Genomic DNA, 12,250 nt, shown 5'->3' with positions numbered 1-12,250 from the left:
ATAGACGGGGGCATGGCGTTCATCGCGTTCTCCACCATCAAGGGCGGCGTCGGCAAGACGACGCTCTGCTCGCATGTGGCGGCGGCCCTCGCGGATGCCGGCCGCCAGGTGCTGCTGCTGGACCTGGACCCCCAGGCCCATGCGTCGCTGGTGCTGGGGCTGGAGAGCCGGGAAGGCCCGTGCGTGGGTGATGCGCTCGGGCCCCGTCCCAAGCACACGCTGGCGCAGGTGGTGGTGGCTTCACCGAAGCGGCCCGGCTTGTTCATCGCCCCCGCCGCGCCGCGCATGGCCGCGCAGGAGCGCGAGCTGTTCCAGTGGGGCCACCGCCTCCAGGCGATTCCTCGCGCGCTCAAGACGCTGGGGTGGACGCCGGACATCATCCTCGCGGACACCCCGCCCAGCATCGGCGCCTACACCGAGGCCGTGCTCGCCTCCGCGGACCTGGTCGTGGCCCCCGTGCCCACCGGCGCCTTCGCGCTCCAGGGGCTGGGGGAAATCGAGACCGCCTGGCGTGACGTTCGCGAGCAGGGCGGTGAGCTGGTGGCGGTGGTGAATCTGTGGGATCGCCGCACCACCGCGACCAACGAGGCCATGGAGGGCGCGCTGAGCGAGTCCACCGTGCCCGTGCTGAGGGCTCGGATTCCGCGCTCGGAGTCCATCAACCAGGCGGGGCTGGGCTATGAGGTGGTGTTCGACACGAGCCCGCAGGCGGCCGGCGTGGAGGAGCTGCGGGCCCTGGCGCAGGAGTTGGCGAAGCGCGTGGGGCTGCGCTGAAACGGAGAACGGCACCGTCCGCCACGAGGGCGTACGGTGCCGTCCGGGGGAAGCCGAATCAGAGGTTGTAGTGGCCCGAGGCCTCGGGCTGGTAGGGCACCGCGACGATGCGCAGCTGCTTGGAGCGTCCGCCCGGCAGGGGCCAGGTGATGGTCTGCCCCACGGTCAGGCCGATGAGCGCGCTGCCGATGGGGGCCAGGACGGAGATGCGCCCCTCGTCGCTGCTGGCGTCGCGCGGGTAGACAAGGGTGACCTCCCGGCGCTCTCCCGTCTGTTCGTCCTCGAAGACGACCTTGCTGTTCATCGTCACGACGTCGGGCGGCACCTCTTCCGACGCGACGACGCGGGCCCGGGTCAGCTCCGCGTCAAGCATTTCCGCGAACTCGGCCGTGCGGCCGCCTCCGTTGTGGTCCACCACCTGGCGCAGGCGCTCCAAGTCGGCTTCGGTCACGATGAGGGTCTGTTCGCTTCGCATGTCAGGGGCCTCCTGTGGGAGGGAGTAATGGGTTAAGCCCATTCTAACTGCCTCGCCTGCTATTTATTCCCGACTCGCCCCAAAAAGGCGACCCGGGCGTTTCATTCCGCTCAGAAGGCGCAGTCCGCACCCCGGGTGGGTAGCGCGGAGCGCCCCCCAGAAAGATACGCATCGCAGGCCTTGGCGGCTTCGCGACCGTCCGACAGGGCCCAGACGATGAGGCTGGCGCCCCGGCTCGCGTCCCCGGCGCAGAACACCCCGTCCGCGGACGTGGCGAAGCGCGCATCCACCTGCACCGTGCCGCGGGGGGACAGCTTCACCCCCAGCTCCTCGGAGAGGTTGCCCACCTCGGGCCCCGTGAAGCCCATGGCCAGCACCAGCAGGTCCGTCTCGAACGTCACATCGGTGCCGGGACGTTCAATGAGGCGGGGCAGGGCGCCAGGTTCGGGCTGGAACTCGATTTCCACGGCGTGCAGCGTCTGGAGCCGTCCGTCGCTGCCCGTCAGCCGCTTCGTCATCAGCGCGAAGCGGCGCTCGCCGCCTTCCTCCTGGCTGGTGGAGGTGCGGAAGATGACGGGCCACCTCGGCCAGGGGTTGCCCTCCGCGCGCACCGCAGGCGGGGCGGGGAGGAGCTCCACCTGCCGCACGCTCGCCGCACCCTGACGCAGCGCGGTACCCAGGCAGTCCGAGCCGGTGTCGCCGCCGCCCAGCACCACGACATGCCGGCCGGCCGCGTCCAGGCGTGAGTCCTTCTGGCCATGGCCCGAGACGAGCCGGTTCTGGTGCTCCAGGTACTCCATGGCCTGGACGACACCGGACAGCTCGCGTCCGGGGACTTCCAGCTCGCGCGGACGGCGCGCGCCCAGGGCCAGCACCAGGGCGTCATGCTTCGCGCGCAGCTCGCGGTAGCTCAGGGCGCCGCCCACGTCCACGCCGGTGACGAAGGTGATGCCCTCCGCCTCCATCAGCGCCAGGCGCCGGTCCACCACGGACTTCTCCAGCTTGAAGTCGGGGATGCCATAGCGCAGCAGGCCGCCGGCCCGGGCGTCCCGCTCGTACACGGTGACGGTGTGTCCGGCCGCGTTGAGCTGCGCCGCCGCCGCCAGTCCCGCGGGCCCGGAGCCCACCACGCCCACCGTCTTCCCGGTGCGGCGCGCCGGAGGCCGGGCTTGCACCCAGCCCTCCTTGAAGGCCCGTTCGATGATTTCCTTCTCCATCTGCTCGATGGTGACCGGGTCCCGGTCGATGGCGAGCACACACGCGGCCTCGCACGGCGCCGGGCACAGCCGGCCCGTCATCTCCGGGAAGCCATTGGTGCGGCTGAGCAAGTCGTACGCCTCGCGCCAGCGCCCGCGGTACACGGCCTCGTTGAAGTCGGGGATGAGGTTCCCCAGGGGACAGCCCTGGTGACAGAAGGGGACGCCACAGTCCATGCAGCGGCCGGCCTGCCGTTTGGCCTCGTCGGGGGCCAGCGGCAGCGCGAACTCGCGCCAGTCGCCCAGCCGGTCCGCCTTGTCCCGCTTGTCCGCGTGGACGCGCTCCCACTCGATGAATCCGGTTGGCTTACCCATGGCTCAGGCCCTCCCCGCCGCGGACTGGGGCAACGCCGCGGATGTGGACTCCGGTGGTCTGCGCGCCGCGCGCCGTGCCTGGAGGACCCGCTTGTAGTCCGTGGGCATCACCTTCACGAAGCGCGGCACCATCAGCTCCCAGTTGTCCAGCACCCGCCGCGCCAGCGCGCTGCCGGTGTGATGCAGGTGCCGCTCCACCATGCCGTGCACGAGCCAGATTTCGGACTCGTCCACCAGCGACTCCAGCTCCACCATCTCCAGGTTGCAGCGCTGCCGGAAGGACTGCTCGCGGTCGAGAACGTAGGCGATGCCGCCGCTCATGCCGGCCGCGAAGTTGCGCCCGGTGGGGCCCAGCACCACCACCGCGCCGCCCGTCATGTATTCGCAGCCGTGGTCGCCCACGCCCTCCACGACGGCCTGCGCGCCGCTGTTTCGCACCGCGAAGCGCTCACCCGCGAGCCCCCGCAGGTAGACCTCGCCGGCCGTGGCGCCATAGAGCGCGGTGTTGCCCACCAGCACGTTCTCCTCGGCGCTGAAGCGGCTGGCCTGCGGCGGGTAGACGATGATGCGTCCACCGGACAGGCCCTTGCCCACGTAGTCGTTGGCGTCGCCCTCCAGCTCCAGCGTCACGCCCTTCACCACGAAGGCGCCGAAGCTCTGGCCCGCGGAGCCCTTCATTCGCACATGGAGCCGGCCATCCGGCAGTCCCTGGCCCCCGTGACGCCGGGCAATTTCCCCCGACAACAGGGCGCCCACGGCGCGGTGGGTGTTGGCCACCGGCACGTTGAGCAGCATCGGCGGTCCGCCGTCCAGCACCGCGCTGGCGTCGCGCAGCAGCGCGTGGTCCAGGTGGTCGGACACGTCCTTGATGCGCGGCTCGGTGCAGTGGCGCGGCTCGCTGGCCGGCGCGGCCGGCGCGGCGAGCAGCCCGGACAGGTCCACGCGCTTCGCCTTCCAGTGGTCCACCGCCGGGCGCTGCCGCAGCAGGTCCACGCGGCCCACCAGCTCCTGCAGGGAGCGCGCGCCCAGCGCGGCCATCCGCTGGCGCAGGTCCTCCGCGATGAGGAGGAAGAAGTTCACCACGTCCTCGGGCTTGCCCTGGAAGCGCTCGCGCAGCCCCGCGTCCTGCGTGGCGATGCCCGCCGAACAGGTGTTGAGGTGACACTTGCGCAGCATGACGCAGCCCACGGCCACCAGGCTGGCGGTGGCCATGCCGAACTCCTCGGCGCCCAGGAGCGTGGCCACCAGCACGTCCCGTGCGGTGCGCATGCCGCCGTCCGCCTGAACGCGGATGCGCGAGCGCAGCCCGTTGTGCACCAGCACCTGCTGCGTCTCCGCCAGCCCCAGCTCCCAGGGCAGGCCCGCGTGCTGGATGCTGGACAGCGGCGAGGCGCCCGTGCCGCCCTCGTAGCCGGAGATGACCACGCAACTGGCGCCGGCCTTGGCCACGCCCGCGGCGATGGTGCCCACGCCCACCTCGCTGACCAGCTTCACGCTGACGCGCGCGGCCGGGTTCACCGACTGGAGGTCGTAGATGAGCTGCGCCAGGTCCTCGATGGAGTAGATGTCGTGGTGCGGCGGCGGAGAGATGAGCGTCACGCCCGGCGTGGACCAGCGCACGCGGGCAATCCGCTCATCCACCTTGTGGCCGGGAAGCTGGCCGCCCTCGCCGGGCTTGGCGCCCTGGGCCACCTTGATTTGGAGCTCGTCCGCGTTGACCAGGTACTCCGTGGTGACGCCGAAGCGCGCGCTGGCCACCTGCTTGATGGCACTGCGGCGCAGGTCTCCGTTCTCGTCCCGGGTGAAGCGCCGCGACTCCTCGCCGCCCTCGCCGCTGTTGGAGCGCCCGCCCAGCCGGTTCATCGCGATGGCCAGCGTCTCGTGCGCCTCCGCGCTGATGGAGCCGAAGGACATGGCGCCGGTGACGAAGCGCCGGGCAATGGAGAGCGCCGGCTCCACCTCGTCTAGCGGCACGGGCGTGCAGCCCTCGTGGGCGATTTCGAGCAGGCCGCGCAGGTTGGAGTGCTCGCGCGTCTCGTCGTCCGCGAGCCGCGAGTACTCCGCGAAGGTGGCGGCGTCGTTCGCGCGCACCGCCGCCTGGAGCTTGGCGATGGTGGCCGGGTTCCACTTGTGCCGCTCGCCCAGACGGCGCCAGCGGTACTGGCCGCCCACGGGCAGCATGCCGGCCTCCGCGTCCGCTTCCACGCCGAAGCCCCGGGCGTGGCGCTCCGCCACTTCGCGCCCCAGCTCCGGCAGGCCCACCCCCTCCACGCGCGACGCCGTGTCGGTGAAGTGCCGCTCCACCAGCGAGCGCTGGAGCCCCACGGCTTCGAAGAGCTGCGCGCCGCGGTAGGACTGGAGCGTGGAGATGCCCATCTTCGACATCACCTTGAGCAGGCCTTCCTCCACGGCGTGGATGAAGCGGTCCTGCGCCTTCTCCGCGTCCACGGCCAGCTCGCCGCTGTCCGCCAGGGCCCGGAGCGTGTCCAGCGCCAGGTACGGGTTCACCGCCGCGGCGCCGTAGGCGAACAGGCAGGCGAAGTGGTGCACCTCACGCGCCTCCGCCGTCTCCAGCAGCAGGCCGGTGTACATGCGGATGCCGTCACGGACGAGCCGCTGGTGCACTGCGGACATGGCCAGCAGCGCGGGGATGGCCGCGTGCGCCGCGTCCACGCCGCGGTCGCTCAAGAGCAGGATGCTGGCGCCGGCGTCCACCGCGTCCACGGCCTCGTTGCAGAGCTTCTCCACCGCCGCCTCGAGCGCGCCTTCGCCGCCGTCCAGGGCGTAGAGGAGCGACAGGCGGCGCGTCTCGAACAGGCCCTCGTCATTGATGGCCGCCAGCCGCGCGAGCTGCCCGTTGGTGAGGATGGGGCCGGGGAGGGACAGCCGGTGGCACTGCTCCGGCGTCTCCTCGAAGGTGTTGCTCTCCGGGCCCAGCGCGGTGGCCAGTGTCATCACCAGCGACTCGCGCAGCGGGTCGATGGGCGGGTTGGTCACCTGCGCGAAGAGCTGGTGGAAGTAGGAAAAGAGGCTGGGGGCGTGGTCGCTGAGCACCGCCAGCGGCGTGTCCGTGCCCATGGAGCCCACCGGCTCCTTGCCCGTCTCCGCCATGGGCGTGAGCACCGAGCGCACGTCCTCGGCGGTGTAGCCGAAGGCGCGCTGGGCCCGCCACAGCTCCTCGCCGCGCAGGCGCACCGGGGCGGCGACGGCGGGGAGGTTGTCGAAGGTGTAGACGTTGCGCTGGAGCCAGCGGCGGTAGGGCCAGCGCGTGGTGATGTCGCGCTTGACGTCCTCGTCCTCCAGGATGCGGCCCTCGGTGGTGTCCACCAGCAGCATGCGGCCCGGCGTCAGGCGGCCCTTGCGGCGCACCTGCGAGGGCGGCACGTCGATGACGCCCATCTCCGAGGCGAGGATGATGCGGTCGTCCTCCGTGACGAGGTAGCGCGCGGGCCGCAGGCCGTTGCGATCCAACGTGGCGCCGATGAGCTGCCCGTCCGTGAAGGCGATGGCCGCCGGTCCGTCCCACGGCTCCAGCAGGGCGGAGGAGTATTCATAGAAGGCGCGCCGCTCGTCGGACATCAGCGCGTCGCCCTCCCACGCCTCCGGAATCATCATCATCAGCGCGTGGGGCAGGGTGCGGCCGCCCAGGTAGAGCAGCTCCACCATGTTGTCGAACTGCGCCGAGTCGCTCTTGCCCGGGACGATGATGGGCTGGAGCGCCTCCAGGCTGCCGCCCAGGCGCGCCGTCTGGAGCAGGCCGCGCCGCGCGGTCATCCAGTTCCGGTTGCCGCGCATGGTGTTGATTTCACCGTTGTGCGCGATGAAGCGGAACGGCTGCGCCAGCTCCCACGTGGGGAACGTGTTGGTGGAGAAGCGTGAGTGAACCAGGCCCAGCGCGCTCACGAAGTCCGGCTGCTGCAAGTCGGAGTAGAAGCGCGGCAGGTCCACCGGCAGCATCAGCCCCTTGTAGACGAGCGTCTCCGACGACAGCGACGCCACGTGGAAGCGGCCCTTGGGGTCCACGCCGCGCGCCTGGATGAGGTTCTCCGTCAGCTTGCGGATGCGGTACAGCTTCCGCTCGAAGGCGCTGGGGACCATTCGCCGCCGCGCCACGAAGAGCTGGCGGATGACGGGGGCGGCCTCACGCGCCACGGGGCCCAGGTGCTCCGGGTTCACGGGCACGTCGCGCCAGCCGAGCACGCGCTGGCCCTCTTGTACGACGACTTCCTCGAAGGCGGCCTCACAGGCGGCCCGGGCCTCGGGCTCGGGTGGGAGGAACACCTGGCCCACGCCGTAGTGCCGGCGCGGCGGGAGGGCGAAGGGCAGCTTCGGGGACTCGCGCTCGAAGAAGCGGTGGGGGAGCTGCACCAGGATGCCGGCGCCGTCGCCGGTTCGTGGGTCCCTTCCCGCGGCCGCCCGGTGGCTGAGCCGGTTGAGGAGCTCCAGGGCGTCCTCGACGATGCCTCGCGAGCGCTCACCCCTCAGGTGGGCGACGAATCCCACGCCGCAGGCGTCATGCTCGGTGTCTGGCTCATACAGGCCGTACCGGCCGGGGCGGAATGCCGACATCAAGAGTCCCCTCTCCCGACGACGCGGGTTGTCATCAAGAATAATGCAGTGTCGCTAGATGTTAACGCGCTGCGTTGGCTGGCGTAAAGGGAAGCCCCCGACCCGCCGTGCGAGGAGGGCGGGGTGAGGAGGGACCTGGCTGGCCCGGCATGAACTACAGTGCCGCGCTTTGTCACATTCCGGCGGTGGCCAAGGGGCTCCGACGCCTGGATGCCGCACCGCGCGAGGTCGCTCCCATGCCGTACACCCCGATCATCGGCACGCTCGGTTACGTGATGTCACCGGACGGGCAGCGCGTGCTGCTCGTCCACCGTAACGCCCGTCCGGATGACGCCCACTACGGGAAGTTCAATGGCCTGGGCGGGAAGATGGAGCGCGACGAGGACGTGGCCGCCTGCATGCGCCGGGAGATTCGCGAGGAGGCCGGCATCGAGTGCACGCGGATGGTGCTGCGCGGCACCATCTCCTGGCCCGGCTTCGGCAAGCACGGGGAGGACTGGCTGGGCTTCGTGTTTCGCATCGACGGCTTCGAAGGCACCCCGCTCGAGCGGAACCCGGAGGGCTCCCTCTCCTGGGTGCCCGTGGCGGACATCCAAGGCCTCAACCTGTGGGACGGGGACCGGCACTTCCTGCCGCTGGTGTTCGACGCAGACCCCCGGCCGTTCCATGGCGTCATGCCGTATTCCGGTGGCCGCGCGCTGAGCTGGTCCTTCAGCCGCCTGTAAAGGGCTGCCGCGAAAGGGCTTTTCCGCGCGCCATCCCTCCGTGGACGACCGGACGGGCATTCCACCGTGCGTAAGAAGTTTTACTCAGCGAGCGTTGACGGATGAGGGCCGTGGGGGGTATCCACGTCTGTAGTGAGAGTGAGAACGATTCTCAATTTCGAACTTCCGGAGCCCGCCGCGGATGCCGCGTCCTCGGTGTTGGCGCAACCCACTGGGGCGCTCTTCCGCATGGGGGATGCCGCCGGGGTGGAGGGCTTCTGGAGCCGCTGGAGCGGGGCCGTTGTCGTGGCGGTCGTGCTCCACGCGGTCGTCGTCGCGGCGGGCCTGTCCGTGTCCCCGGCGTCGCCGAAGAAGGTGGTGCGGGAGGAGCCGGAGTTGGTGTTGCTGGCGTTCGCCGCGCCTCCGCCCCCGCCGCCCGCGGGTGGTGGAGGGGCGCAGCCGGCCGCGAAGAAGGAAGTGCAGCGCCAGGCGCGTCCCAAGCCGGCGCAGCGGGTGATGCCGACCCCCATTCCCCGGCCCGAGCCGGTGGCGGAGGTGAAGCCGGAGACGCCCCCTGAGCCGGAGCCCGTGGTGGAGCCCGAGCCTGCGCCCGAGCCCGCGGTGGCGAAGGCGGAGCCGGCGTCCGCGAGCAGCGAGGCGTCCGCGGTGGGCGGGGTGGTGGGTGGCGTGGTCGGCGGCGTCGTGGGTGGAACGCGGGGCGGCATCGTCGGGTCGACGGCCATTGGCGGCACGGGCGACGCGCTGACGCTGAAGCAGGTGATGCGGCCCCCCACGGTCCTCAAGCAGGTCAGGCCGGACTACCCCCGGCTGGCGAAGCAGCGGAACATCCAGGGCGTGGTGGTGGTGCGGGTCATCGTTGGCACGGACGGCCGGGTGGAGCAGGAGCACACCCGGGTGATGCGCTCCGTGCCCGCCCTGGACGCCGCGGCGATTGCCGCCGTGAATCAGTGGCACTTCACGCCCGCGCTGGGCCGTTCGGGGCGGCTGGCGCGAGTCATGATCGACATTCCGGTGAACTTCTCCCTGAAGTGAGTCTGGCGCGGTGTCGCGCCGGGTCCGCTCCAGTTCTCCTCGCGTGGGCTCCGGCCCGCGCTGGAGCCGTTTCATGCGCACCTTCCGAAACATCCTCTTCTGGATTCATCTCATCGCCGGAATCGCCACCGGGCTGGTGATTGCGATCATGTCCTTCACGGGCGTGGTCATCGCCTTCGAGAAGCAGCTCATCGAATGGGCGGAGCGGGATGTCCGGACGGTGCAGCCGCCGTCTCCAGACGCGCCCCGGCTCCCCGTGGAGGCGTTGGTCGAGCGCGTCCGCGCTGCGCGGACGGACGGACAGCCCTCCGGAGTGACGGTGTATCCGGAGCCGACGTCCTCGGTGCTCGTGAGCATCGGCCGGGGTTCGGTGACCTACGTCAACCCCTACACCGGCGAGGTGCTGGGGAATGGCGCGACGGGCCTGCGCGGCTTCCTCCAATGGAACGTGGAGCTCCACCGGTGGCTGGCCGCCGGCGGTGACAACCGCGCGGTGGGCAAGGCGATCACCGGCGCGAGCAACGCCGTGTTCCTCTTCCTGGCCATCTCCGGCCTGTACCTGTGGTGGCCGCGCAAGTGGACGCTGCGCGCCATGCGGCCGTCGCTGTGGTTCCGGCGTGGGCTGAAGGGCAAGGCGCGCGACTGGAACTGGCACAACGTCATCGGCTTCTGGTCGCTGCCGGTGCTCGTCGTGCTCACGGCGTCGGGCATGGTCATCTCGTACAAGTGGGCCTCCGACCTCGTCTACACGGTGATGGGCCACGAGGCTCCGGCGAGGCAGGGGCCGCCGGGCTCGGCGTCGGTGAAGGTGCCCGCGCCCGAGGTGGAGACGCCGCGCAAGCCGATGGATGTCCTCATGGCCGAAGCGTGGAAGACGTCGCCCACCTGGTCGTCCGCCACGGTGCGCCTGGGCGGCGGAGCGCGTCCGGGCGGGGCTCCCGCGCAGGGGGGCCGTGGTCCGGAGGCGAAGGGCGAGAAGGGTGGCGCGGACAGCGTGGACGCGGTGACGGTCACCCTCCGCGAGGCGGATGCGTGGCCGCCGTTCTCCTCCAAGCAGGTGTCCCTCAACCCCTTTTCGGGCGAGGTGGCGAAGCAGGAGACGTACGCGGACCACAACAGCGGCCGGAAGCTGCGCACCTGGCTGCGCTTCCTGCACACCGGCGAGGCGCTGGGGCTCATGGGCCAGTTGGTGGCCGCCATCGCGTCGCTGGGCGGCGTGTTCCTCGTCTACACGGGCTTCGCGCTGTCGTGGCGCCGGTTCTTCTCCCGGCGCCGGACGAACATCGAGCCTCGGGAAGAAGCCGCCGCGCAGACGGAGCGGGCGGCCTGACGGATTTCAGCCCTCCTCGTGAGCGTGACGGGTTCGCTCGTCATCCTCCCACTCACGAGGCGGGCACTTCCCTTTGAGCCGGGAGGTCAGCTCCGGTCCTTGCGGACGAGCACCTTCTTGCCGCGCAAGGTGGCGTTCTTCAACGCGGCGATGATGCGGTTGGCGTCGGACTCCGGCACCTCCACCAGGGAGAAGGCGTCGCCAATCTGGATGGCGCCAATCTTGGAGGACTCGACGCCCGCTTCCCCGGCGATGGCGCCCACCAGGTCGGCGGGGCGTACGCCGGCGTGACGGCCGGCGCCAATCCACAGGCGGGTGACGTCCCAGGTCGGCGGGCCACCGCGGGCCTTCGGGCCGCGCTCCGGACGGCCGGGACGCCCCGAGGGCGCTCCGAACTTGCCCGTGCGCTCACGGCGCTCCTGCGGCGGCGCGACGACGGGAATCTCCGTCTCCTCCGTGTCGCGGCCCTCGTCCTGGGCCTCATGGAGGAGCTTCACGGCGGCGGCGGCGATGTCCATGGCGTCGAACTCGCTGGCCAGGCTCTCCACCACGTTGCGGAGGGATTCGTACTCACCGGCCACCAGCGTCTCGCGCAGGGAGGCGCGCAGCATCTCCTGCCGCTTCTCGCGCATGTCCGCGACGGTGGGCACGGTGGCCACTTCGATGCGCTGGCCGGTGACGCGCTCGATGTTGCGCAGCAGCCGGTGCTCACGCGGCTCCACCAGGGTGATGGCCACGCCCTCGCGGCCGGCGCGGCCCGTGCGGCCGATGCGGTGCACGTAGGCCTCGGGCGCGTTGGGGACGTCGAAGTTCACCACGTGGGACAGGCGGGGGATGTCCAGGCCGCGCGCCGCGACGTCGGTGGCCACGAGCAGGTCGGTGCCCTGGGACTTGAGCTGCTTGATGACCCGGTCTCGCTGCTCCTGCGTCATGCCGCCGTGCAGGGCGTGGGCGCGCCAGCCGCGGCCGTTGAGGGAGACGGTGAGGTCGTCCACCTCCGTGCGCGTGCGGCAGAAGATGATGGCCGCGGTGGGCGACTCCACGTCGAGCAGGCGGCCCAGGGTGGCGATCTTGAAGGCGCGCGGCACGACGTAGGCCGTCTGCCGGACGCGGGGAATCTCCCCCTGTTCCACCTTCTCGCGGGCAATCTTCACGCGCACGGGCTCGTGCAGGTGACGCTCGGCGATGCTGGCGATGCGCGGCGGGAGCGTGGCGGAGAAGAGGGCCGTCTGCCGGTCCTCGGGCGTGCCGGAGAGGATGGCCTCCAGGTCCTCGGCGAAGCCCATGTCGAGCATCTCGTCGGCCTCGTCGAGCACGACGACGCGCACGTCATCGAGCTGCAACGTGCCACGGCGCAGGTGGTCCAGCGCGCGGCCCGGCGTGGCGACGACGACGTCCACGCCGCGCTTGAGGACGCGGAGCTGCTGGCCGATGACCTGGCCGCCGTACAGGGGCAGCACGGAGATGCCGAGCTTCTGGCCGTAGCGGTGGATGGCCTCGGAGACCTGCATGGCCAGCTCGCGCGTGGGGACCAGCACCAGCGCGGACGTGGTGTTGGGCCGGCAGGCGCCGGGCTCCACGTGGTTGAGCAGGGGCAGGGCGAAGGCGGCCGTCTTGCCGGTGCCGGTGGCGGCGATGCCGAGCAGGTCCTTCCCCGCGAGCAGTGGCGGGAGGGCGGCGGCCTGGATGGGGGTGGGCTCCTCGTAGCCGAGCGCACTGAGCGCCTCGACGAGCGCGGGCTTCAAGCCCAGGGAATCGAAGGTGGCCTCAACGG

Annotated in this window: 8 protein-coding genes; 4 read left to right on the top strand and 4 right to left on the bottom strand. The window is 71.1% G+C overall.

Annotated elements, in window-relative coordinates:
* Positions 1–12 precede the first annotated feature (12 nt).
* A complete protein-coding gene (locus FMP39_RS30205; protein WP_026114108.1) occupies positions 13–774 on the top strand; it encodes a ParA family protein in 762 nt (253 codons plus the stop codon).
* A gap of 58 nt (positions 775–832) precedes the next feature.
* Here the strand turns inward: FMP39_RS30205 and rnk are convergent, their stop codons facing one another.
* From rnk to gltB, 3 genes are all read right to left on the bottom strand, one after another.
* Complete coding sequence (gene rnk, locus FMP39_RS30200) at positions 833–1,249, bottom strand: nucleoside diphosphate kinase regulator (RefSeq protein ID WP_090495281.1); 417 nt, start codon at positions 1,247–1,249, stop codon at positions 833–835.
* 110 nt (positions 1,250–1,359) lie between these two features.
* On the bottom strand, positions 1,360–2,820 hold the full coding sequence (locus FMP39_RS30195; protein WP_141593555.1) for a glutamate synthase subunit beta: 1,461 nt from the start codon (positions 2,818–2,820) through the stop codon (positions 1,360–1,362).
* 3 nt (positions 2,821–2,823) lie between these two features.
* A complete protein-coding gene (gene gltB, locus FMP39_RS30190) occupies positions 2,824–7,389 on the bottom strand; it encodes a glutamate synthase large subunit (protein ID WP_141593554.1) in 4,566 nt (1,521 codons plus the stop codon).
* 236 nt (positions 7,390–7,625) lie between these two features.
* On the opposite strand from gltB, the gene FMP39_RS30185 reads away from it, so the two are divergent.
* The 3 genes from FMP39_RS30185 to FMP39_RS30175 all read left to right on the top strand — a co-directional run bounded on the left by FMP39_RS30185 (position 7,626) and on the right by FMP39_RS30175 (position 10,476).
* Positions 7,626–8,114: an 8-oxo-dGTP diphosphatase gene (locus FMP39_RS30185; RefSeq protein WP_090495441.1), complete on the top strand. Its 489-nt coding sequence runs from the start codon at positions 7,626–7,628 to the stop codon at positions 8,112–8,114.
* A gap of 138 nt (positions 8,115–8,252) precedes the next feature.
* Positions 8,253–9,146 carry a TonB family protein gene (locus tag FMP39_RS30180; protein ID WP_228558461.1) on the top strand — a complete coding sequence of 298 codons (894 nt, stop codon included), beginning with the start codon at positions 8,253–8,255 and terminating at the stop codon, positions 9,144–9,146.
* A gap of 73 nt (positions 9,147–9,219) precedes the next feature.
* Positions 9,220–10,476, top strand: coding sequence for a PepSY domain-containing protein (locus tag FMP39_RS30175; RefSeq protein WP_141593552.1), 1,257 nt, complete (start codon positions 9,220–9,222; stop codon positions 10,474–10,476).
* A gap of 86 nt (positions 10,477–10,562) precedes the next feature.
* On the opposite strand, the gene FMP39_RS30170 is transcribed toward FMP39_RS30175, so the two are convergent.
* On the bottom strand, positions 10,563–12,250 hold a 1,688-nt coding region (locus FMP39_RS30170; protein ID WP_141593551.1), incomplete at its 5' end, for a DEAD/DEAH box helicase.

The sequence above is a fragment of the Myxococcus sp. AB056 genome (assembly GCF_006547365.1).
GTDB classification, from domain to species: Bacteria; Myxococcota; Myxococcia; order Myxococcales; family Myxococcaceae; genus Myxococcus; species Myxococcus virescens.
Note: the sequence above shows the minus strand (reverse complement) of the source record. Positions and strands in the feature narration are given on the sequence as shown.

Excerpts from the sequence above, each read along its gene's own strand:
- FMP39_RS30205 (WP_026114108.1), top strand. The coding sequence starts at position 13 with ATGGCGTTCATCGCGTTCTCCACCATCAAGGGCGGCGTCGGCAAGACG.
- rnk (WP_090495281.1), bottom strand. The coding sequence starts at position 1,249 with ATGCGAAGCGAACAGACCCTCATCGTGACCGAAGCCGACTTGGAGCGC.
- FMP39_RS30195 (WP_141593555.1), bottom strand. The coding sequence starts at position 2,820 with ATGGGTAAGCCAACCGGATTCATCGAGTGGGAGCGCGTCCACGCGGAC.
- gltB (WP_141593554.1), bottom strand. The coding sequence starts at position 7,389 with ATGTCGGCATTCCGCCCCGGCCGGTACGGCCTGTATGAGCCAGACACC.
- FMP39_RS30185 (WP_090495441.1), top strand. The coding sequence starts at position 7,626 with ATGCCGTACACCCCGATCATCGGCACGCTCGGTTACGTGATGTCACCG.
- FMP39_RS30175 (WP_141593552.1), top strand. The coding sequence starts at position 9,220 with ATGCGCACCTTCCGAAACATCCTCTTCTGGATTCATCTCATCGCCGGA.